Genomic DNA, 22,049 nt, shown 5'->3' with positions numbered 1-22,049 from the left:
TTCACGATCGCCATAAACACAGTCAGGGTCGATTAGGTATGGTTGATGATTCTGACTAAACATAAAGTTTCCGGCCCAGAGATCGCCATGAAGCAGACTGGGCTGAACATCATGCTGTGAGTAATAGTTATCGAACTTAGCAACCATTCGGTCAAAATGCTTTTGCCGCCAGTTATTCCAACGTTTTTCTTTAATTGCGGCCGAAATCTCTGGCTTTAATCGCTGGTTAATATAGAAATCACGCCAACTGGGATTCCAATGATTATTTTTAATTAGTACCTTTGTTTGGTGATTATCCATGAAACCAAATTCTTCACTTCTCTGGAGATGCATTTTAGCTACTTCTTGACCGAGTGCGTATTGATCTCCGTAACCGTTGTCTAACCAATTGAGGATTAGGTAGGCATCACCATCAATCTCACCATGAGCAATGGGAGTAGGAACATTGGCAACTTTTCCAATTTCTTTGAGTCCAAGCAATTCATGTTCAAAATATTTAGCAGGATGATTAGGCTGGACCTTAACGAAATATGTTTCCTTGGCAGTAGTAATTTGGTAGGCAAGGTTAATATCACCACCGCTGACTGGTTGACAGTTGGTGATATTATTCAATGGTAATTGAGCTAACCAGGCATCGGTTAATTGATGACTATTCAAAGTAAACACCTTCTCTTGGTTTACATTTTAAACTTTTTCTGACAGAAAGCCAATGGAACTATATGCCTATTGACATTTCAATTGAACTCGGGTACTGTAAGAATGTAATTTTAATACTAATAGCCAATGAAAAAAGAATGCTTATTCACCTTGGTCAATAGCGAGTGGGAACTGGTGGAAGCCCATGACAGTGAGGTAATAATTGACACTTTTGAGGCCGGGAGGAATCCCCGTCGGTGTTCGACGTTATCTATGAGTGATACTAAGGTGGTACCGTGCAGTGAAGCACCCTTGTGAATAGCAGGGGTGTTTTTTTATTGGAAATTAGAATTAATACTACCAATCTAGAATGGTTAAAGAGGTAATTAGAGGATGAAGAGAACTAATTACGCTGGGGATACCAGTGAAAAACAAGTCGGCCAAGAAGTAGTCCTTAAGGGATGGGTTGCTAAACGACGTAATCTTGGTGGCTTAATTTTTATTGATTTGTGGGATCGAGAAGGAATTGTCCAACTGGTCTTTAATGAAAAAGAAAATTCTGAAGCATTTAAGGTTGCTAATGCTGTTCGTAACCAATATGTCCTTGAGGTTCAAGGAAAGGTTCAATTACGGGCAGAGAAAGAAATTAACCCTGACATGAAGACCGGAAAGGTTGAAGTTGCGGTTGATCAGATTAAGGTTTTAGCAAAGTCCGAAACAACGCCGTTTGACATTACTGATGGTGTTGACGCAACCGAAGATTTGCGGATGAAGTATCGTTACCTTGATCTCCGTCGTCCAGAAATGATGAAGAACTTAATGCTCCGGAGTAAGGTTACTTCTGTTGTTCACCATTACTATGATAGTCAAGGATTTATGGATGTTGAAACACCTGATTTAACACGTTCAACCCCAGAAGGTGCTCGTGACTATATCGTTCCTTCACGGGTTTATCCAGGACACTTCTATGCCTTACCACAGTCACCACAATTATTTAAGCAATTATTGATGGCTGCTGGTGTTGATAAGTATTACCAGCTTGCTCGTTGTTTCCGTGATGAAGACTTGCGTGGGGATCGTCAACCTGAATTTACGCAGATTGATACTGAAATGAGTTTTGCTACTCCTGAAGATATCCAAACAATGACTGAAGGATTAATTAAGAAGGTCATGAAGGAAGTCTTAGGAATTGATGTTAAGACACCGTTCCCACGGATGGAATGGCAGGAATCAATGGATAAGTATGGTTCTGATAAGCCTGATACTCGTTTTGGCATGCTGATCCATGACTTATCAGACATTGTTAAGGATAGTTCATTCAAGGTCTTCTCTGGAACGGTTGCTAAGGGGAATTTCGTTCGGGCAATCTGTGTTCCAGGTGGTGCTGATAAATACTCCCGGAAGGATATTTCAAAGAAGGAAGAATATATTAAGCGGTTTGGTGCAAAGGGCCTTGCTTGGGTTAAGGTAACTGACGACGGTTACTCAGGACCAATTGCTAAGTTTATCAATGATTATGCTGATGCAATTAATGAAGAAATGGGTGCCAAGTCAGGTGATTTAATCCTCTTCGTTGCTGATTCATTCCACGTTGTTTGCGATTCCCTCGGTTACTTACGGCGTGACATTGCTAAGGAACAAGATATGATCGCTCCTAACCAGTGGAATTACCTTTGGGTTGTAAACTGGCCAATGTTTGAATACGACGAAGGCTTTGGTAAATGGATTGCCGCTCACCACCCATTTACGATGCTAAACGAAGAAGATCTCCACTATCTTGACGATGGCGAAGATCCACATAAGGCTCATGCCCAAAGCTATGACATTATCTTGAACGGTCAAGAAATCGGTGGTGGATCCATCCGTATCCATAACCCACAAGTTCAAGAAAAAGTCTTGAAAGCACTTGGTTACACTAAAGAACGTGCTGAAGCTCGCTTCGGGTTCTTACTGAAGGCATTGACACTGGGAATGCCTCCTGAAGGTGGATTGGCCTTTGGATTAGACCGGTGGGTAATGTTACTCGCCCAAGCAGATAACATTCGTGATGTTATCCCATTCCCTAAGAATTCTAAGGCGGTTGAACCATTAACTGCTGCTCCTGGGAAAGTTAGCCAACAACAACTTGATGATTTGAAGATTAAGTTTGACGATAAGGTCGACTACAAGTTAGATAAGTAATCAATTAGCAAAGACTATAAAAAGAGCATAACAATGAGATTTCTAATAACCTCATTGCTATGCTCTTTAATTTTATTTTAGAATCTTCTTTAAGAATTCCTTGGCACGATCGCTAGTTGGATGAGCAAAGAACTCGTCAGGCTTCCCGGTTTCTTGAATGTAACCGTCTGCCATGAACCAAATTTGATCCGCTACTTCATGAGCAAATCCCATTTCGTGAGTAACAACTACCATTGTCATTCCGGAATCAGCAAGGTCATGCATTACTGTTAACACTTCATCAACCATTTCCGGATCAAGAGCACTTGTCGGTTCGTCAAAGAGCATTACTTCAGGGTTCATCGCTAAGGCCCGGGCAATTGCTACCCGCTGCTTTTGCCCACCAGATAGTTGGTCAGGATATTGTTTAGCCTTTTCTGCTAAACCAACCTTTTCTAGAAGTTTCATCCCTGTTTCTTCAGCTTCCTTTTCGGGGATGTTTTTGACCTTCATTGGTGCTAATTTAATATTTTCAATCACGTTCATGTTCGGGAAGAGGTTAAATCCTTGGAAAACCATTCCCATCTTTTCCCGCAATTGATTGAGTTGCTTATCTGTAATCTTAGTTAAATCATTTCCCTCAAAAAATACCTTGCCGCTAGTTGGCTGTTCAAGACAATTTAGACAGCGGAGAAAGGTACTTTTACCAGCACCAGAAGGACCAATCACACAAATAACCTGACCTTTATCAACGTGTTCGGTGATATCTTTGAGGACGGTATTGTTTTTAAACTTTTTTTGTAAATTTTGAACTTCGATCATTTTATTATTGGACATGTTTCATTCTCCCTTCAAAGTAAAGCAGGATTCTGGAAAGCGTAAACGTTAAGATGAAGTAGATCATCATAGTAATGAATAGTGGGAGAACTCCTTTGTAGGTTGCAGATTGAACTAATTGTGTTTGGAACATTAATTCAGTTACACCAATAACAGAAACTAATGAACTGTCCTTTAACAAGGTAATTAATTCGTTCCCCAGAGCAGGCCAAATATTTTTCAGTGCTTGTGGCATAATTACGTAACGGAAAGCCTTATTCTTATCCATTCCTAAGCTTCGAGCTGCTTCAGTTTGCCCAAGTGGGATGGATTGAATTCCGGAACGAATAATTTCAGCAACGTAGGCTCCTGAGTTTAACGACACGGCAATGATCCCGGCTAATAGGGCAGGAAGTGATTGAATAATTGCACCAATACCGAAGTAAACAAACATGATTTGGACCATCATTGGGGTTCCCCGTAAGAATTCAATGTAGCAGACCGCAATTGAGTGCAGAAGTTTGTTCTTTGAGAGACGCATGAGGGCAAAGAGGGTTCCTAAAATAAAACCAAAGAATACTGAGACGATAGTAATAATCAACGTGTATTCAAGACCCTTTGCAAAGTAACGCCAGTAGCTAAGTACGGTGTTTTGCTTTTTGTAACTCTTCATGTACTGTGCAGATTCGGGGAGCCACTTCTTATTAATCAAATTTTCGTCATTGACCTTTTTAATGGTTTGGTTAGCGGCATTTACAAGTGAAGTGTCACCTTTTGGAAAGGCAAGGGCGATCCCACCGGCAGTAGCTGGTAACTTTGAGTCAAAGGCGTAAAGGTTGGAATTATTAGATGCATATGCTTTGGCAGTTGCTGCATCCACTAATACACCATCATACTTATGCGATTGTAAACCGATTACTAATGAAGAGAGCTTTGCTAACCCCTTACCATTAGCTTGTGGCATGTCCTTAGAAATCATTGTTGATTGTAAAGTCCCGTTTTGAGCACCAACCGTTTTACCATTAAAGCTTTTGGCATTAACCAGTTTATCCTTGTCACTCTTATTGATTAAGAAGTAACTGTCACCAGTGTAGTAAACGTTAGAAAAGTCAACGCTCTTTTTCCGTTCATTAGTAATATTCATCGCACCGGCAATACAATCAATCTTTCCGGTTTCTAGTGCGACTAGAAGTGAATCAAAGTCCATGTTTTTAATTACTAATTTAACACCAATATCTTTGGCAAATTGTCTCATAAGCGATACTTCAAAACCAACGTACTTTGTTTTACCGTTTTCCTTGGTTGTGAATTCATATGGTGGATAGTCGGCACTTGTGCCGACAACTAAGGTTCCTTTTTGTTTAATTCTTTGTAGTGAAGCATTTTCAGCTACTTGTGAAGCGTCAGTAGCAGAGCTTGAACTGCTACTTTTATCAGCGGCAAATGCTGAAACTGGTGCGCATAGTATTGGAAACGCAATGATTATCAGCATTAACCAATGTTTGAAACATTTCATAATCAATAACTCCTTCAAATTCTTAAAATAATTACATTGGTATGTAATATACGCTAAAATGATTAAATATGCAATAGAAAATTGAAAAATAGTACATTTTATTCAATAAATATGAATAATACAACTAATGATGAATAAAAACGTTTTCAACAAAAAATGCAATAATAATCTTAATAGTATAGTAAGAAAATTTATCTTAAATATTTAGAAAGTAATATTGACACCCACGGGCTAATTGGTTACAATTGCCTTTGTAGTGAAAGAACGGGTGAATACCGTTCTAAACGTAACTTTAAGCTCGGAGGGAGGGAATCAACATGTCAAAAACAGTCGTTCGCAAGAATGAATCTTTGGATGACGCTCTTCGACGCTTTAAACGTACAGTTTCACGTAACGGAACTTTGCAAGAATACCGTAAGCGTGAATTCTACGAAAAGCCAAGTGTAAAACGTAAGTTGAAATCTGAAGCGGCACGGAAGCGTAAGAACAAGCGCCGTCGTTACTAATTTCGATGCTCCTACCTTTCCAAACGGTGGGAGTTTTTTTATTTGTAAAGGAGAAGATAATAATGAGTTTATTACAAGACTTAACTTCTGATATGGTTTCTGCAATGAAGAGTCGTGATAAGGAGACTTTGGGCGTGGTTCGAATGTTAAAAGCTGCGGTTCAAAATGAACAGATTGAACAGGGTCACGATCTAACTCCTGATGAAGAAGTTGCTGTTATGGCGCGTGAATATAAGCAACGTAAAGAATCTCTTGAAGAATTCAAGCAAGCAGGTCGTCAGGATCTTGTAGAGAAGACCGAAGCTGAAATGAAGATTGTTGAGAATTACATGCCTAAGCAATTATCAGCAGATGATGTTAAAAAGATCGTTGCTGACACTATTGAGCAGGTTGGTGCTTCTAGTATGAAAGACTTTGGTAAGGTAATGGGTGCTGTAATGCCTAAGGTTAAGGGTAAAGCAGACGGTAAATTGGTTAACCAAACTGTTAAGAGTGAATTAAACAAATAATTGCAAAAAGTTTGCGGATGAGTAGGTAGTATGGCATTCTCCTTTTAGGAGGCTTAATATTATGTGTACGTCAATTATTTATACAGCTGGTGACAGTTATTTTGGTCGTAACTTAGATTTTGAGATTTCATTTGGTCAAAAGGTTGTTGTGACTCCCCGTGACTATGAATTTAGGTTTCGTAAAATGAAGTCAGTTGGTCACCATTATGCCATCACAGGAATGGCAACCGTTCAAGATGGATATCCGCTTTATTTTGACGGTGCTAATGAGATGGGATTAGGGATGGCTGGCTTGAATTTTAATGGTCCGTGTTATTATTTTCCAGAAGATCCAGGAAAAGATAACGTTACTCCGTTTGAATTTATTCCGTATATTCTTGGCCAATGTAAAAATGTTGCTGAAGCAAAGAAGTTAGTCAAAAACTTGAATTTAGTTAATATCAAATTTTCAGATAAGTTCCCACTATCACCTCTTCATTGGCTAATTGCTGATAAATCCGGTGCTTCAATTGTAGTGGAATCGACGAAGAAGGGATTAAATGTTTACGATAACCCAGTAGGTGTCTTAACAAATAATCCGGAGTTCCCTCAACAATTAGAAAACCTCAGTAACTATCAAAGTATTTCACCTGCGGAACCACAGAACACTCTTGCGCCAGGTGTTAACCTTACTATGTACAGTCGAGGATTAGGAACTCATATGCTTCCAGGCGGAATGGATTCTGAAAGCCGTTTTGTTAAAGAAACATTTACTAAGGCACATGCCCCTAAAGGTAAAGATGAGCTGGAAAACGTAACAAATTATTTCCACCTTCTTCATGCTGTTGAACAGCAAAAGGGGTTGGATGAAGTTGCTCCAGATACATTTGAATATACTATTTATTCAGATGGAGTTGATCTTACCACCGGAACCTTCTACTACACAACGTATGAAAATAATCAAATTAACGCGATTAAGCTTGATCAAAGTAGACTTGATGGTAGTGACTTATTAACTTATCCTCTGCAAACTAAACAAGTAATTAACTTTAATTAGTCTATTTGACTTTGTAAAATTTGTTTCATGATGATGACCGTTAGTGTGCAATTAGCATACTAGCGGCTTTTTTATTTGTCGTTTGATACATTAATTATAATAAAACATGCATAAAATATGCTCAATTTTAAATAATTGTTGCTTTAAACGAATATATGATGTATATTTATTAGCAATCTCAAATGGATGGAGGATAATCAAATGGAAAAAGAGAAAATTGTATTAGCGTATTCAGGTGGCTTAGACACTTCCGTAGCAATTGCTTGGCTCAAAAATAAAGGCTATGACGTAATTGCATGTTGTATTGATGTTGGTGAAGGAAAGGATCTTGAGGCGATTCAAAAGAAGGGAGAACAGGTTGGTGCTTGGAAGTCGATTGTGATCGATGCAAAATATGACTTTGCGGAACAATTTGTTTTACCCGCTCTTCAGGCCCATGCAATGTATGAGCAAAAATACCCACTCGTTTCAGCATTATCCCGTCCATTAATCGTTCAAAAACTGGTTGCTGTCGCCCGCCAATACGGCGCAACCGCAATTGCCCATGGCTGTACTGGAAAGGGCAATGACCAAGTTCGTTTTGAAGCTGGTATTCATGCACTAGCTCCTGAAATGAAAATTGAGGATCCAATTCGTGACTGGCATTGGTCACGGGAAGAAGAAATTCAATATGCCAAGGATCACGGTATTCCGGTTCCGATCACTAAGGCTAGTCCCTATTCAATCGATGAAAACCTTTGGGGACGGGCAAATGAATGTGGAATTCTTGAAGACCCGTGGACTTCTGCTCCCGCCGATGCTTATGACCGGACAGTGGCAATTGAGGACGCACCTGATGAACCAACAACAATTCAAATTAGTTTTGAAGAAGGGGTGCCAACAGCAATTGACGGTCAAAAAATGCCCCTTGATGAGTTGATTATGAAACTTGACAAGCTTGCGGGAAGTAACGGTATTGGTCGGATTGATCACGTTGAAAACCGATTAGTGGGAATTAAGTCACGGGAAGTTTATGAATGTCCTGCTGCAACTGTTCTGCTGGCGGCTCATAAGGATCTTGAAGACTTAACCCAAGAACGTGAAGTTGCTCACTTTAAGCCAATTATTGAACAAAAAATGAGTGAAATTATTTATAATGGTCTTTGGTATTCACCGCTGATGAAGTCATTAGTTGCTTTCATTGACCAATCTCAAAGTGTTGTTAATGGAACTGTCCGGGTAAAGTTATTTAAAGGTAACGTTATCTGTGAGGGACGGAAATCACCAAATTCTCTTTATGATAAGAACTTGGCAACGTACACCTCAGCGGATGAATTTGATCAAGAAGCAGCAACTGGCTTTATTAAGCTCTGGGAACTTCCGGATAAGGTTTACGCTCAGGTTCAACAAAAAGCTCTTGCTGAACAGACAGGTGTTAATAAGGAAAAGAAAGGTGTGACAGTCAATGCCGATTAAACGGATGTGGGGCGGTCGATTTGAAGAAGCAGGGGATGACTTTGTCAATCATTTTGGCGCTTCAATCGGGTTTGATCAGGAAATGGCTGCTGAAGATATTCAAGGTTCACTAGCACATGTAAAAATGTTAAGAGCGACAAAGATTTTACCAAAGGACGATGCCGATCAAATAATTGCTGGACTTCGAGAATTAGACCAGCAATTAAAAACGGAAGGACTAAATTTTTCCGTTGATAATGAAGATATTCATATGAATATTGAATCATTGCTAACGAAAAAGATTGGTCCCGTTGCTGGGAAACTCCACACTGGACGAAGCCGGAATGATCAGGTGGCAACTGACTTACACCTTTACGTTAATGAACGTCTGCCAAAGGTAACTGAGGCGTTAAAACAGTTACAAGGTGAATTGGTTACCAAGGCTGAAGAAAATGTCGAAACAATCATGCCAGGCTATACTCATATGCAACACGCACAGCCAATTTCATATGGACACTATTTAATGGCTTATTTTCAAATGTTTCAGCGTGACGTTGAACGATTTGAATTTAATAAAAAACATACGAGCATTTCTCCCCTTGGTGCCGCTGCGTTAGCGGGAACCACATTTCCGATTGATCGGTTAATGAGCAGTGGCCTTTTAGGATTTGATAAGCCGTACGACAATTCTTTAGATGCGGTTGCTGATCGTGACTTTGTTCTGGAGTTCTTAGGCAATGCTAGTATTTTAATGATGCATCTTTCACGGTTGTGTGAAGAAATTATTTACTGGTGTAGTTATGAATTTAACTACATTGAACTTGCCGATGAATATTCAACGGGAAGCTCGATTATGCCCCAAAAGAAGAATCCTGATATGGCAGAGTTAATCCGGGGGAAGACTGGTAGAGTTTATGGCGATTTAATGGGCCTTTTGACAACCATGAAGGGACTGCCGCTTGCTTATAATAAAGATATGCAAGAAGATAAAGAAGGACTCTTTGATGCGGTTAAAACGATCATTCCTTCGCTTAAGATTATGGCGGGAATGATTAAGACGTTACATGTCCATAAGGCACGGATGGAGCATGCGACTCATCATGACTTTTCTAACGCAACAGAGTTAGCAGACTACCTTGCGACAAAAGGGATTCCTTTCCGTCAGGCACATGAAATAGTTGGTGAACTGGTGCTTAAGGGGATTCAAACTGGAACAAGTTTAGGCGAAATTCCATTAGCGGACTATCAAAAAATTAATCCGCAAATTGACGAAACAGTTTATGAATGCTTAAAACCTAAGGTAGCGGTCGAACGGCGCCAATCTGAAGGTGGAACTGGTTTTGCCCAAGTTCGCCACCAAATTAAGGTAGCAAAGTCAATTTTAAAAGAATGAGTTAAACGGGTCTTAGCACTTGAATAAGTGTTAGGATCCGTTTATCATTTTTGGTTAAAATTAGATAAAAAGTTCTGAATTAAACATCAACGAGAACAGAATCGCTATGATATAATCATATTCAGTATCTACTTATATTTGACTAGAGGAGAAATTTTAGTTGGTAGAAAAGAACGAAGAAATTGAACAAACATTTCAAATTACAAGTCCAGAGTTAGAAGTTGCTTTACTCGGTGTTCAGGATAAATTTGTTTCTTTGTACGAGCAGGGGATGAACGTTACCATTAATCCTTTTGGTGACAACATTCGGATTAAGGGGCTGCCTGAAGACGTCAAAATGACAGCAGATGTATTGCATGCCCTTACCGATTTGACTGAACAGGGAATTCGTCTGCATAGTACTGATATTGTTAGTGCAATGAAGATGGCTCATCGGGGAACACTTAATTACTTTGCCGATCTTTATAGTGAGACAATCATTCGGGATCGCCGGGGAAGATCTATCCGGGTGAAGAACTTTGGTCAGCGGCAGTATGTCAATGCAATTAAGCATAATGATATTACCTTCGGGATCGGCCCCGCTGGTACTGGGAAGACATATTTGGGAGTCGCAATGGCCGTTGCTGCTTTAAAACGTGGTGAAGTAGAGAGAATTATTTTAACCCGACCAGCCGTTGAAGCAGGTGAAAGTCTTGGCTTCCTTCCTGGTGATCTTCAAGAAAAAATTGATCCATACCTTCGGCCAATTTATGACGCATTAAATGATATCCTAGGTGCCGATCATACCCAACGGCTAATGGAACGTGACGTAATTGAAATTGCACCATTAGCATATATGCGTGGACGAACGTTGGATGGGGCGTTTGTCATTCTTGATGAAGCACAGAATACAACCAATGCTCAAATGAAGATGTTCCTTACCCGCCTTGGGTTTGGTTCAAAAATGGTTGTTAATGGAGATATTTCCCAAATTGATTTACCTCACGGAACGCGGAGTGGCTTAATTAGTGCTCAGCGAATTTTAAAGGATCTTAAATCAATTAAGTTCGTTCGCTTTACGTCTGAGGATGTTGTTCGTCACCCAGTTGTTGCACGAATTATTAATGCTTATGAAAACAACGCGACTAAGCAAATGGAAAAGCGCGATGCAGAAAAAGAGGCGGCAGTTAAGAAAGCTGCTGAGGAAAAGGATAAGGATTAACTATGGAAATTGAGATTTATGACCGAACTGCAGAAAAAGTTAGTGATGAGCACCAAAAGTTAATTCAGGATTTATTGAACTTTGCCGGTAAGAAGCTTGATTTAGCTGACAATACAGAGATTTCAGTTACGTTGATGAATAATCCAGAAATACGTGAATTGAATTCTCAGTATCGACATGTGGATCGCGCTACCGATGTTTTGAGCTTTGCTGCTGAAGAATCTGATGATGAAACCCCAATTATTATGGATCCAGAATTAGCAGCTGAATTTCCGGTGAACCTAGGCGATCTCTTTATTTCGGTTGATAAGGTTGCTGAGCAGGCAAAGTTTCTGGGGCACTCGTTTGAACGTGAGCTTGGTTTTTTAACCATTCATGGTTTCTTACACCTGAATGGTTATGACCATGAGCAACCAGAAGAAGAGAAAAAGATGTTTAGTTTACAACGGGAGATACTAGATCAGTATGGCCTCAAGAGATAATCACCAAACTGAAAAAAATCACCACTTAATTCAGGCAGTGCGGCATGCCTTGGATGGGATTGTTGATGTAATCTCTCAAGAGCGTAATATGCGCTACCACCTTTTTGCAGCAACGGTTGTCGTTATTTGTGGATTCTTATTACGCGTTGACCGTCTTGAATGGCTGTGGCTTCTTTTAGCAATCTTAGTGGTTTTTTCGGCCGAATTTTTAAACACGGTCACGGAAGCAGTTACTGACTTGCTTGGCGAACACCATTATGATATTAACGTCAAAAAGGCAAAGGATGTCGCGGCTGGCGGAGTTTTAATTACGGCAATCTTTGCAGTGTTAGTAGGCCTAATTATCTTTTTGCCAAAGATAATGAAATTATTAGGCTATTAGGAAGGAAAAACAATGGATAATCCAAATTATAAGTCTGGTTTTGTTGCTTTGATTGGCCGTCCCAATGTCGGCAAGTCAACATTTTTAAACTATGTTATTGGTCAAAAAGTAGCGATAATGAGTAATGTTGCCCAAACTACTCGGAATAAGATCCAAGGAATCTACACTACTGATGAAGCCCAGATAGTATTTATTGATACTCCTGGAGTCCATAAACCACAAACTAAGTTGGGGGACTTTATGGAGAAGTCGACCCTTTCCGCGCTTGACGAGGTTGATGCGGTACTATACCTTGTTTCCGCTACTGAAGACCGGGGTCCCGGTGATGATTTTATTATTAACCGTCTAAAAAGTGTCAAGCAGCCGATCTTCCTGGTGGTTAATAAGATCGATCAGGTGAACCCAAATAACTTGCCGGCTATTACGGCTCAATATCAGGATGCCTTACCATTTGCTGGAATCTACCCGATCTCGGCTTTACAGGGGAATAACGTTAACCCGCTAATTAACAAGTTAGTTGAGACCTTACCTAATGGTCCCCAATATTACCCAAGCGATCAGATTAGCGATCACCCTGAACGATTTGTAATTGCGGAAATGATTAGGGAAAAGGTCTTTGAATTAACAAGACAAGAGGTTCCTCATTCGGTTGCAATCGACGTTACTTCGGTAAAACGTGAGGATGAAGAACATATCCATATTTCGGCCAACATTATTGTTGAGCGTCCCGGCCAAAAGGGGATTATTATTGGTAAAAAAGGACAAATGCTCAAGAAAATTGGTACTAAAGCCCGAATGGATATTGAACATCTCTTGGGTGATAAGGTTTTTCTCCAACTATGGGTAAAAGTTGTTCCTGGTTGGCGGGATAAGTCAGCAATGCTCAAGGATTATGGTTACCGAAATAAGGATTATTAATTGAAGGGATGACCCCAGTGAGTCGGATTACAACTGATTTTAGGGGAATAATAATGTTCCGTCGTGATTACCGTGAGCGTGATCTTTTGGTAAAGATTCTAACCGATAAGATTGGCCCAGCAATGTTTTTTGTTAAGGGAGCCAAGAAACGAGGCTTCCGGTTGGCAGCGGATATATTACCATTTACTCATGGTGAGTATATAGGTTCCTTGACCGATAATGGCTTAAGTTTCATTAATGCGGCGAGCGACACGGCCCAGTACCGGAATATTGAAACCGATATTAGCAAAAATGCTTATTCTACGTATATTCTGGCATTGGTTGATAGTGCTTTTCAGGATGGCCAAGGGATTGGTGGTTGGTTTGATCAAGTTGCTGCGGCACTTGAGCTAATTGATCGTGGTCTTGATGAACAGGTAATTACAAACGTGATTGAAACGCAGTTATTGGTCCGCTTTGGTGTAGCGCCAACGTGGGACAGGTGCGTTATATGTGGTCGTGATGATGCTTCACTTGATTTTTCCGAGCAATACGGTGGAATGCTTTGTAAGTATCATTGGCACCTTGATGAACGACGGATGCACCTTGACCAACGTTCTGTCTATTATTTGCAACGCTTTTCAACATTAAATTTACAAAAACTTAATTCCATTAAAATTAATCCGGGGACAAAACGGCGGCTTCAATTTGTCCTGGATTCACTATACGATAATGAAGTTGGTTTGAATTTAAAGAGTAAACGATTTATTCGGCAAATGGGACAGTGGGAAGAAAAATTAAAAAAATAACAGTTGGGTAATTGACATTTAGAAAATGTTTATCTATCATTAAGCACGTATAAAAATATATTTACAGCGATGACAAAGAATAAACTAGTGACGATTAATGCAAAGCGACAGGGGGATGGTGGGAGCCCCTGGATTAAGTTGTTGGTTGGGCACTTTAACAGCTGTATTAACTAAGCTGTTTTGTAGTAATACAAAAAAGCAGGGTGGAACCGCGAATTAACTCGTCCCTGTAGAAATTGGTCTTAGACTAGTTTCTACAGGGATTTTTTGAAAGGAAGAGTCTATATGTCTGATAAGTTAAGTGTTCAAGATATTATATTTACACTTGAAAAGTACTGGGCAAAGCAAGGCTGTATGTTGATGCAGGCCTATGATAACGAGAAGGGTGCTGGGACAATGAGTCCTTACACGTTCTTACGGGCAATTGGTCCTGAACCATGGAATGCCGCTTATGTTGAACCTTCACGGCGGCCTGCCGATGGTCGGTACGGTGAGAACCCTAACCGGCTGTACCAACACCACCAATTCCAAGTAATTATGAAGCCATCTCCTGACAACATTCAGGAACTCTACTTAGGTAGTTTGCGCGAATTAGGAATCGATCCACTGGAACATGATATTCGGTTCGTTGAAGATAACTGGGAGAATCCTTCAATGGGTTGTGCCGGTGTTGGTTGGGAAATCTGGCTTGACGGAATGGAAGTTACTCAATTTACTTACTTCCAAGTAGTTGGTGAACTGCCAATGAACCCTGTAGCTTCGGAAGTTACTTATGGGCTTGAACGGTTAGCTGAATACATTCAAAATGTTGACTCTGTTTATGATCTTGAATGGGCTGATGGGGTCCTTTATGGTGACATTTTTAAGGAACCCGAATACGAACATTCAAAGTATGCATTTGAAGAAAGCAACCAAGATATGCTATTAGAAGCATTTAATAATTATGAAACAGAAGCTAAGCGATTGATTAAGCTAGGCCTAGTTCACCCTGCATACGACTATGTTCTTAAATGTAGTCATACTTTTAACCTGTTAGATGCCCGGGGTGCGGTTTCCGTTACAGAACGTGCTGGCTACCTTCACCGAATTCGAATTATGGCGAAGTCAATTGCTAAGGCTTTCGTTGAAGAACGGCGTAAGCGGGGCTTCCCTCTGATCCATGATGAAAAACTTCGTCAAAAGACATTAGACGAATATACCAAGAAAGCAGAAAAGGCTAAACAGCGAGCAGCTAAGCAGGCCGCTAAGAAGGCAAAGAAAGCTCAAAAGGGGGATAAGTAAAATGGCTAATTCATACTTATTAGAAGTTGGCGTTGAAGAAATGCCTGCCCATGTGGTAACGCCAAGTATAAAACAGTTACACCAACGGGTAATCGAATATCTAAAGGACCAACGGATTTCTTTTGATGATATTCAAGAATTTGCAACCCCACGGCGGTTAGCACTTTTGATTCACGGTTTAAGTGATAAGCAACCTGATATTGACGAGTCGGTTAAGGGACCCGCAAAGAAGATTGCTCAAGATGCTGATGGAAACTGGACAAAGGCCGCAATCGGTTTTACTCGTGGCCAAGGTGCTACGGTAGATGACATTGAGTTTAAGGATGTCAAGGGTGTTGAATACGTCTTTGTTGAGAAGCATATTGCTGGTAAACCGGTTGCTGAAGTTCTTAAGGGCTTACCGGATGTAATTACTTCAATGACTTTCCCAACGTTAATGAAGTGGGGATACAATAACCTTCAATTTATTCGACCAATTCGGTGGTTAGTTTCCTTACTGAATGATCAAGTAGTACCTTTTAAGATCCTCGATGTTGAAGCCGGCCGGACTACCCGTGGTCACCGTTTTCTTGGTCATGAGTTTGAATTAAAGCAGGCAACTGATTATGAAGATGCCTTACACAATGATTTCGTTATTGCTGATCAGACAAAGCGTAAGCAGGTAATTGAGGATCAGATTGACAGGATTGTTTCAGATAATGATTGGGTGATTGATAAGGATCCAGACCTTCTAGAAGAAGTTAACAACCTGGTCGAATGGCCAACCGCATTTGCTGGCTCGTTTGATAAGAAATATCTTGTCCTTCCCGATGCCGTTTTGATTACCTCAATGAAAGATAATCAGCGTTTCTTCTACCTTCGTGATCACGAAGGAAAGCTCTTGCCAAACTTTATTGCCGTTCGAAACGGTAACAAGGATTACCTGGAAAACGTGGTTAAAGGAAACGAACGAGTCTTGGTTCCTCGGCTTGAAGATGCAAAGTTCTTCTATGAAGAAGACCAAAAGATTACTATTGATGAATATGTTGAACGGCTGAAGCGGGTTAGCTTCCATGATAAGATCAGTTCAATGTATGATAAAATGCAACGTGTTGCTGTGATTGCTAGTGTCCTTGGTAAGCGCTTGAACTTTAGTGATGAAGAATTAGCTGACCTTGATCGTGCAGCTCATATTTATAAGTTTGACTTAACAACCCAGATGGTCGGCGAGTTTGCTGAATTACAAGGTGTAATGGGTGAAATCTATGCTAAGCTTTTTGGTGAAAAGGCTGATGTTGCCCAAGCAATTCGGGAACACTATATGCCAATATCAGCTGAAGGGGCATTACCAGAAAGTAAGATTGGTGCCGCTCTAGCAATTGCCGATAAGCTTGACAGTATTATGAGCTTCTTTGCAGTTGACGTGATTCCAAGTGGTTCAAACGATCCTTACGCATTACGGCGGCAGGCATTTGGTATTGTGCGGATTGTTGCTGCTCGGAATTGGCACTTGCCATTACTGAATATCCAGCCTGAAATTATTAAGGCGTTTGATAAGGCTAACCTTAATGTTGAAATTGATATTAGTAAGAATGCAGCACAAGTTCGTTCATTCTTCATGGACCGAATCCATCAATTGCTAAGTGGTCAGCATATCAAGCATGATGTGATTGATGCGGTTACTGATACTCAAGCTGACGATATTGAAGACGTTCTTGACGCTGCAAGCTCGATTAAGAGTCATCACAATGATGAAAACTTTAAGAGTGTGATTGAAGCGTTAACCCGGGTATTACGGATTGCCAAGAAGGGGAATGGGGATTCAACTGTAACGGTTGATCCTAGCCTGTTCCAGAATCCATCAGAGCAAAAACTGTATGATGCTGTAAATGAAATGACTGCCAATGCAGCACAAAGAACGGTTGATGAGAATTTCAGCGCTCTTCGTTCATTAGCACCAATTATTAGCGAATACTTTGAAGAAAACATGATCATGGATAAGGACGAGAAGATCAAGAATAATCGTTTAGCTCAATTAGGTATCATTGCACGCCAAACATACTTAATCGGGAACCTAGATAAATTGATCGTTAAATAATAAGTTCTTTTAATTGTATTGTTGACGAGTTGTGGTATCATAGATAGTAGTTAATTTTAGCTAAATAGTTATGGAGGTCGCATTCCGATGAGGTTGCGGCCTTTCGTAGCTGTCCTAGTATAATGGGGGGTGTGAGTGACTAATGGCAAGAATACCATCAGCGGTTATCGATCAAGTTCGGAATTCTGTGGATATTAGTGATGTTATCGGTCATTATGTTCAACTCCACCAATCGGGGAAGGGATTTGTTGGCCTTTGTCCATTTCATGAGGAACAGACCCCTTCTTTTAACGTGAATGTTCAGAAGCAATTCTTCTATTGTTTTGGTTGTGGACGCGGCGGTAATGTATTCCAATTTTTAATGGAGTTAAAGCATATTCCGTTCACGGAGGCGGTTGCTGAGGTTGCACAAATGGCCAATGTTGATTTGCCGTCTCAATATCTTAATGATGATCAGAGAAACCTTCGCCAAGAGAACAATACCCCTAATGGCAAATTAATGCTGATGCATGAGGAAGCAACAAAACTTTATCACCATATTCTTTTGAATACCCCAGCTGGTGCTCAGGCGTTAAAATACTTAAAAGGTCGGGGAATGACTGATAAGCTAATCAATGATTTTGGACTTGGCTTTGCCCCAGAACAGCGGGTTTTGAAACCATTTTTGAAGCAAAAAATTGATGATTATCAGTTACTACGAAAGTCTGGACTATTTGTTGAAGATGGCACTGGAGAGCTTCATGATCGATTTGTTGATCGAGTAATGTACCCTTTGCGTAACCAGAATGGACGGGTGATTGGTTTTTCTGGTCGGGTAATTGGTAAGGTTCCTGCTGATACGCCGAAGTATTTAAATAGTCCTGAAACGCCAATCTTTAATAAGCGGCGGACACTCTTTAACTTTGATGTTGCTCGTAAAGAAGCACGAAAGACATCAAAAATTTATCTTTTTGAAGGATTCATGGATGTCATTTCTGCTTATAGTGCGGGAGTCAAAAATGGGGTTGCTTCGATGGGAACTAGCTTAACCGAGGAACAGGTAGCAATCCTTGGACGTGCGGTTAAACAGGTTGATGTTTGTTATGATGGCGATTCGGCAGGGCAAAATGCCATTGATAGAGCAGCTACTCTTTTTCGGGATCATCAGCCGCGCGGAATGCAATTACGGGTCGTTCAATTACCAGCAGGGATTGACCCGGATGAATATGTTCAGCAAAATGGTGCTGATAAGTTTGTTAAATATTTGACGGATCAGGAAGAGACACCTGTTGATTTTTATTTACGCTTTTACCGGACAAATAAGAATCTTAGTAATCAGAATGAATTAATCTCATATTTAGATCAATCGTTAAAATTACTAGCAACACTACCGTCCTCGTTAGAGCAGGATATGTACTTGACCAAGCTTTCTAAGGAATTTGAGCTTGATAAGGGGACGTTAAAGAGCCAGCTGAATGATATTCGTCGCCAATTAGGAATACGCAAGCAGCAACCGCAAGCTGTGCAATTCTCACAAAACGATGATTTCTCAAAAGAGACGGTACCAGCTCCAGAGCTTCAACAACGGCCAACGGTTAACCGAACTGAATTAGCTGAACAGCTATTGTTAAGGTATATGCTGCATGATCAGGAAGTCTGGAGTCATGTAGTGGCAATTAATAATTTTCACTTTGCACATGAGCGCTATCAAACGTTATACTTATTAGCGGAGAGTTATTTTTCTGAGCATGGAGAATATTCCACTGCTGGATTAATGGATTACCTTAAGGAGGATGCATTACGTTCAACTTTAGGTCAGATTGAGCAATTAAATGTTGAAGATGTCGTCGATATGCGGTTAATTGATGATTGTATCCAGTTGATTCAGGAACAGATTCCATTGTCACAAAAGATTAAGGAATTACAGTCGCAAATTAGGGAAGCTAGTTCGTTGAACAATAGTGAATTGACAACCCAATTAACGACTAAGCTGATAGAACTTTTAAAAAAGCAACAAGAATTAAAAGCGGAGGAGACCAATTAATATGGCAAAAAGTAAAAAGAAAGAAATCGTCATTTCAAATAGTGATAACTTCGATCAAAAAAAGTATGATACCGCTGTTGGTAAATTAATTCGTACTTACAAGAAGCGGAAGCATATTAAGTATGATGATTTAACAGAGCTTGTTGCTAAGCCATTCGAGTTAAATGCTGATGGGATTGATAATTTACTTCAAAACGTTGAGGATTCTGGGATTAGTGTCGTGGACGAAAATGGTGATCCAGATCCACGAGCATTAAAAGCAACCGAGAAACTATCCCAAAAAGCCATGAAGGATACGTCTGCGCCTACAGGGGTTAAGATTAATGATCCTGTTCGGATGTACCTAAAGGAAATTGGTCGTGTTAACCTGTTGAGTGCTGACGAAGAAGTTGCACTAGCACTTCGAATTGAGCAAGGGGATGAAGAGGCCAAGCAAGAACTTGCTGAAGCTAACTTACGGTTGGTTGTTTCCATTGCTAAACGGTATGTTGGTCGTGGAATGCAGTTTCTTGATTTGATCCAAGAGGGTAACATGGGATTAATGAAGGCTGTTGAAAAGTTTGATTACCGGCGTGGATTTAAGTTCTCAACCTATGCTACATGGTGGATTCGTCAGGCAATCACACGGGCAATTGCCGATCAGGCACGGACAATTCGGATTCCAGTTCATATGGTCGAAACGATTAACAAGTTGATCCGGATTCAACGTCAACTTCTACAAGATCTGGGTCGTGAACCATTACCAGAAGAAATTGGTGCAGAAATGGATATGCCAACCGAAAAGGTTAGAAATATTCTTAAAATTGCTCAAGAACCGGTTTCTCTTGAAACACCAATTGGTGAAGAGGACGATTCACACTTGGGTGACTTTATTGAGGATCAGGATGCTACCAGTCCTGCTGATCACGCTGCCTATGAAATGATGAAGAAGCAGCTAGAAAATGTCCTTGATACATTAACCGATCGGGAAGAGAATGTCCTTCGGCTTCGTTTTGGTCTTGATGACGGTCGGACCAGAACACTTGAAGAAGTTGGAAAAGTCTTTGGTGTTACTCGTGAACGGATTCGGCAAATTGAAGCAAAAGCATTGCGGAAGTTGCGCCACCCATCTCGTTCAAAACAGTTGAAGGATTTCCTTGAATAGTGAAAGTTAATAATTGGGTCTGGGGAACCGGTCCCTTTTTGTTTTTTAAACCTTTTTAGAAGAATGGCTAACTATCCCTAATCGGAGAATTGCTTTATTTTATTAACCATTTTTAAGCTGGTACTTACTAAATTAAATTTTTCTAAGAAAAAGATTAAAACTAACTTGACTTTAGGGTAACTAGCACAGTACACTTAACTTGTTTAAGTTTTTAGGACTTTAACTTAATTATCTTTATAATGTTCAACTGCTAACAAGGAGGAACTATTAATGCCAAAGTTGTCATCAGACTTAATCGGTACTATTAACCATAAATTAGCTGCAACGTCACCGTCTGGGATCCGGGCGTTTGACCGTTCAGTTTCAAATATTCCTGGAATCATTAAGTTAACCCTTGGTGAACCAGATATGAATACCCCTGAACACGTTAAGCAAGCCGCAATCAAGAGCATTCAAGATAATGATTCTCATTATGCACCACAAATGGGGAAACCAGAACTACTAGAAGCAATCTCTAATTATATTAAACGGACCCGTGGTGTTAACTATGATCCGGAAAGTGAAATTGTGGTAACCGTTGGTGCAACAGAGGCATTGGCAGCCAGTCTGTTTTCACTATTAAATACTGGTGATAAGGTGATTATTCCTACTCCAGTATTTGCACTTTACTTCCCACTAGTAGCAATGACCGGAGCAACCCCAATTCAGGTTGATACTTCTGCTGATGGCTTTGTTTTAACTCCAGAAAGACTTGAAGAAGTATTGCAGAAAGAAGGACATGGTGCACGTGCGGTCCTTTTGAATTACCCAAGTAACCCTACTGGTCGTGAATACCCTCAAGAAACCCTGGCTGGTTTAGCTAAGGTAATTGAAAAACACCACTTATTTGCAATTGCTGATGAAATTTATAGTGATCTTGTTTATGGTGTTAAGCACTATTCAGTAACCTCGATGATTCCAGAACGAACAATCTTTATTTCTGGTTTATCTAAGTCTCATGCGATGACAGGATACCGGTTAGGGTATGTTGCGGGGCCAAAGGAAATTATGGCAAGTATCGGTAAAATGCATGCCTTTCTTGTAACAACCGTTACCGATAATGTCCAAGCGGCAGCTGTTGAAGCCCTTAATAATGGTCAAAACGATCCAGTTGAATTCAAAAAGATATACGAAAAGCGACGTGATTTTGTAACAGCTGGATTACGTGACCTTGGCTTTGAAATGTCAACACCAGAAGGGGCATTTTACATTTTCGCCAAGATCCCAGAAGCTTTTGGTAAGGACGACGTTAAATTTGCTACCGAGTTGGCACATAAGGCAAAGGTTGGGGTGACTCCCGGAAGTGCCTTTGGTGCCGGTGGTGAAGGTTATGTCCGTCTTTCATATGCTTCATCTGACGAAGATCTTCACGAAGCACTTAACCGAATTGGCAAGTTTGTAAAAGAATTAAACTAAGTAAAATAGTTTGGCGGAGGATGACAGTTGGTCAGAGATGACTTCATTGTTATCCTCCTCTTTTGTTAAACATTTGCTATACTTAATGTATAAAGAATTCTTGAGAGGAAATGGTAGAGTGGATGCACAAAACTTGTCCCATCGTTTAAAAACAGTTGCCAAATTTGTTCCCCAAGGTGCGCGTGTAGCTGATATTGGATCGGATCATGGGTACTTACCGGCAGCATTAGCATTGCAAAAGCAAATTGAGTATGCTGTTGCTGGCGAGGTGGTAAAAGGACCATATGAAAAT

General features: G+C 40.3%; 20 protein-coding genes. 17 read left to right on the top strand and 3 right to left on the bottom strand.

The window, feature by feature from the left end:
* Positions 1–657, bottom strand: a 657-nt coding sequence (locus tag LKJ51_RS06080; protein WP_291980173.1) for a fructosamine kinase family protein, incomplete at its 3' end; no start/stop codon positions are given.
* A gap of 372 nt (positions 658–1,029) precedes the next feature.
* On the opposite strand from LKJ51_RS06080, the gene aspS reads away from it, so the two are divergent.
* Positions 1,030–2,817, top strand: a complete 1,788-nt coding sequence (gene aspS / locus LKJ51_RS06075; RefSeq protein ID WP_291978755.1) for an aspartate--tRNA ligase — start codon at positions 1,030–1,032, stop codon at positions 2,815–2,817.
* Positions 2,818–2,889: 72 nt separating this feature from the next.
* Here aspS and LKJ51_RS06070 read toward each other — a convergent pair whose 3' ends face one another.
* Positions 2,890–3,633, bottom strand: a complete 744-nt coding sequence (locus tag LKJ51_RS06070) for an amino acid ABC transporter ATP-binding protein (RefSeq protein ID WP_291978754.1) — start codon at positions 3,631–3,633, stop codon at positions 2,890–2,892.
* Positions 3,623–5,128, bottom strand: a complete 1,506-nt coding sequence (locus LKJ51_RS06065; RefSeq protein ID WP_291980172.1) for an ABC transporter substrate-binding protein/permease — start codon at positions 5,126–5,128, stop codon at positions 3,623–3,625. The genes LKJ51_RS06070 and LKJ51_RS06065 overlap by 11 nt, the downstream gene beginning before the upstream one ends.
* 317 nt (positions 5,129–5,445) lie before the next feature.
* On the opposite strand from LKJ51_RS06065, the gene rpsU reads away from it, so the two are divergent.
* From rpsU to LKJ51_RS05985, 16 genes are all read left to right on the top strand, one after another.
* Entirely contained in the window at positions 5,446–5,634 is a 189-nt protein-coding gene (rpsU, locus tag LKJ51_RS06060; protein ID WP_003716981.1) for a 30S ribosomal protein S21, read from the top strand.
* Between the two features lie 62 nt (positions 5,635–5,696).
* Positions 5,697–6,143 carry a GatB/YqeY domain-containing protein gene (locus tag LKJ51_RS06055; RefSeq protein ID WP_291980171.1) on the top strand — a complete coding sequence of 149 codons (447 nt, stop codon included), beginning with the start codon at positions 5,697–5,699 and terminating at the stop codon, positions 6,141–6,143.
* Between the two features lie 61 nt (positions 6,144–6,204).
* Positions 6,205–7,179: a choloylglycine hydrolase gene (bsh, locus tag LKJ51_RS06050; protein WP_291980169.1), complete on the top strand. Its 975-nt coding sequence runs from the start codon at positions 6,205–6,207 to the stop codon at positions 7,177–7,179.
* A gap of 201 nt (positions 7,180–7,380) precedes the next feature.
* The gene (locus LKJ51_RS06045) at positions 7,381–8,634 is read left to right on the top strand and encodes an argininosuccinate synthase (RefSeq protein ID WP_291980168.1); all 1,254 of its coding nucleotides are present in this window, start codon (positions 7,381–7,383) and stop codon (positions 8,632–8,634) included.
* Entirely contained in the window at positions 8,624–10,006 is a 1,383-nt protein-coding gene (gene argH, locus LKJ51_RS06040) for an argininosuccinate lyase (protein ID WP_291979539.1), read from the top strand. The genes LKJ51_RS06045 and argH overlap by 11 nt, the downstream gene beginning before the upstream one ends.
* Positions 10,007–10,166: 160 nt before the next feature.
* Positions 10,167–11,207 (top strand): PhoH family protein, encoded by a 1,041-nt coding sequence (locus tag LKJ51_RS06035; protein WP_291979538.1) that lies wholly within the window; start codon positions 10,167–10,169, stop codon positions 11,205–11,207.
* Positions 11,208–11,209: 2 nt separating this feature from the next.
* Entirely contained in the window at positions 11,210–11,689 is a 480-nt protein-coding gene (ybeY, locus tag LKJ51_RS06030; RefSeq protein WP_291980167.1) for an rRNA maturation RNase YbeY, read from the top strand.
* A complete protein-coding gene (locus tag LKJ51_RS06025; RefSeq protein WP_291980166.1) occupies positions 11,673–12,071 on the top strand; it encodes a diacylglycerol kinase family protein in 399 nt (132 codons plus the stop codon). The genes ybeY and LKJ51_RS06025 overlap by 17 nt, the downstream gene beginning before the upstream one ends.
* Before the next feature lie 12 nt (positions 12,072–12,083).
* Positions 12,084–12,989 (top strand): GTPase Era, encoded by a 906-nt coding sequence (era, locus tag LKJ51_RS06020; RefSeq protein ID WP_291979535.1) that lies wholly within the window; start codon positions 12,084–12,086, stop codon positions 12,987–12,989.
* 17 nt (positions 12,990–13,006) lie between these two features.
* Positions 13,007–13,777, top strand: coding sequence for a DNA repair protein RecO (recO, locus tag LKJ51_RS06015; protein WP_291979534.1), 771 nt, complete (start codon positions 13,007–13,009; stop codon positions 13,775–13,777).
* Positions 13,778–14,062: 285 nt separating this feature from the next.
* A complete protein-coding gene (gene glyQ / locus LKJ51_RS06010; protein ID WP_291979533.1) occupies positions 14,063–15,058 on the top strand; it encodes a glycine--tRNA ligase subunit alpha in 996 nt (331 codons plus the stop codon).
* A gap of 1 nt (position 15,059) precedes the next feature.
* Entirely contained in the window at positions 15,060–17,135 is a 2,076-nt protein-coding gene (gene glyS, locus LKJ51_RS06005) for a glycine--tRNA ligase subunit beta (protein WP_291979532.1), read from the top strand.
* Between the two features lie 142 nt (positions 17,136–17,277).
* Positions 17,278–19,158, top strand: coding sequence for a DNA primase (gene dnaG / locus LKJ51_RS06000; RefSeq protein ID WP_291979531.1), 1,881 nt, complete (start codon positions 17,278–17,280; stop codon positions 19,156–19,158).
* Between the two features lies 1 nt (position 19,159).
* Positions 19,160–20,302, top strand: a complete 1,143-nt coding sequence (gene rpoD / locus LKJ51_RS05995) for an RNA polymerase sigma factor RpoD (protein ID WP_102168665.1) — start codon at positions 19,160–19,162, stop codon at positions 20,300–20,302.
* Positions 20,303–20,572: 270 nt separating this feature from the next.
* On the top strand, positions 20,573–21,757 hold the full coding sequence (locus tag LKJ51_RS05990; protein ID WP_291979529.1) for an aminotransferase class I/II-fold pyridoxal phosphate-dependent enzyme: 1,185 nt from the start codon (positions 20,573–20,575) through the stop codon (positions 21,755–21,757).
* Between the two features lie 118 nt (positions 21,758–21,875).
* A partial coding sequence (locus LKJ51_RS05985; protein WP_291980174.1) for a tRNA (adenine(22)-N(1))-methyltransferase TrmK occupies positions 21,876–22,049 on the top strand: 174 nt, incomplete at its 3' end.

The organism is Limosilactobacillus sp. (genome assembly GCF_022651205.1).
Classification (GTDB): Bacteria; Bacillota; Bacilli; order Lactobacillales; family Lactobacillaceae; genus Limosilactobacillus.
This window is presented reverse-complemented; position numbering and strand designations above follow the sequence as displayed.

Bases quoted from the DNA above. Each gene is read 5' to 3' on its own strand.
- aspS (WP_291978755.1), top strand. From the start codon at position 1,030: ATGAAGAGAACTAATTACGCTGGGGATACCAGTGAAAAACAAGTCGGC.
- LKJ51_RS06070 (WP_291978754.1), bottom strand. From the start codon at position 3,633: ATGTCCAATAATAAAATGATCGAAGTTCAAAATTTACAAAAAAAGTTT.
- LKJ51_RS06065 (WP_291980172.1), bottom strand. From the start codon at position 5,128: ATGAAATGTTTCAAACATTGGTTAATGCTGATAATCATTGCGTTTCCA.
- rpsU (WP_003716981.1), top strand. From the start codon at position 5,446: ATGTCAAAAACAGTCGTTCGCAAGAATGAATCTTTGGATGACGCTCTT.
- LKJ51_RS06055 (WP_291980171.1), top strand. From the start codon at position 5,697: ATGAGTTTATTACAAGACTTAACTTCTGATATGGTTTCTGCAATGAAG.
- bsh (WP_291980169.1), top strand. From the start codon at position 6,205: ATGTGTACGTCAATTATTTATACAGCTGGTGACAGTTATTTTGGTCGT.
- LKJ51_RS06045 (WP_291980168.1), top strand. From the start codon at position 7,381: ATGGAAAAAGAGAAAATTGTATTAGCGTATTCAGGTGGCTTAGACACT.
- argH (WP_291979539.1), top strand. From the start codon at position 8,624: ATGCCGATTAAACGGATGTGGGGCGGTCGATTTGAAGAAGCAGGGGAT.
- ybeY (WP_291980167.1), top strand. From the start codon at position 11,210: ATGGAAATTGAGATTTATGACCGAACTGCAGAAAAAGTTAGTGATGAG.
- LKJ51_RS06025 (WP_291980166.1), top strand. From the start codon at position 11,673: ATGGCCTCAAGAGATAATCACCAAACTGAAAAAAATCACCACTTAATT.
- era (WP_291979535.1), top strand. From the start codon at position 12,084: ATGGATAATCCAAATTATAAGTCTGGTTTTGTTGCTTTGATTGGCCGT.
- glyQ (WP_291979533.1), top strand. From the start codon at position 14,063: ATGTCTGATAAGTTAAGTGTTCAAGATATTATATTTACACTTGAAAAG.
- glyS (WP_291979532.1), top strand. From the start codon at position 15,060: ATGGCTAATTCATACTTATTAGAAGTTGGCGTTGAAGAAATGCCTGCC.
- dnaG (WP_291979531.1), top strand. From the start codon at position 17,278: ATGGCAAGAATACCATCAGCGGTTATCGATCAAGTTCGGAATTCTGTG.
- rpoD (WP_102168665.1), top strand. From the start codon at position 19,160: ATGGCAAAAAGTAAAAAGAAAGAAATCGTCATTTCAAATAGTGATAAC.
- LKJ51_RS05990 (WP_291979529.1), top strand. From the start codon at position 20,573: ATGCCAAAGTTGTCATCAGACTTAATCGGTACTATTAACCATAAATTA.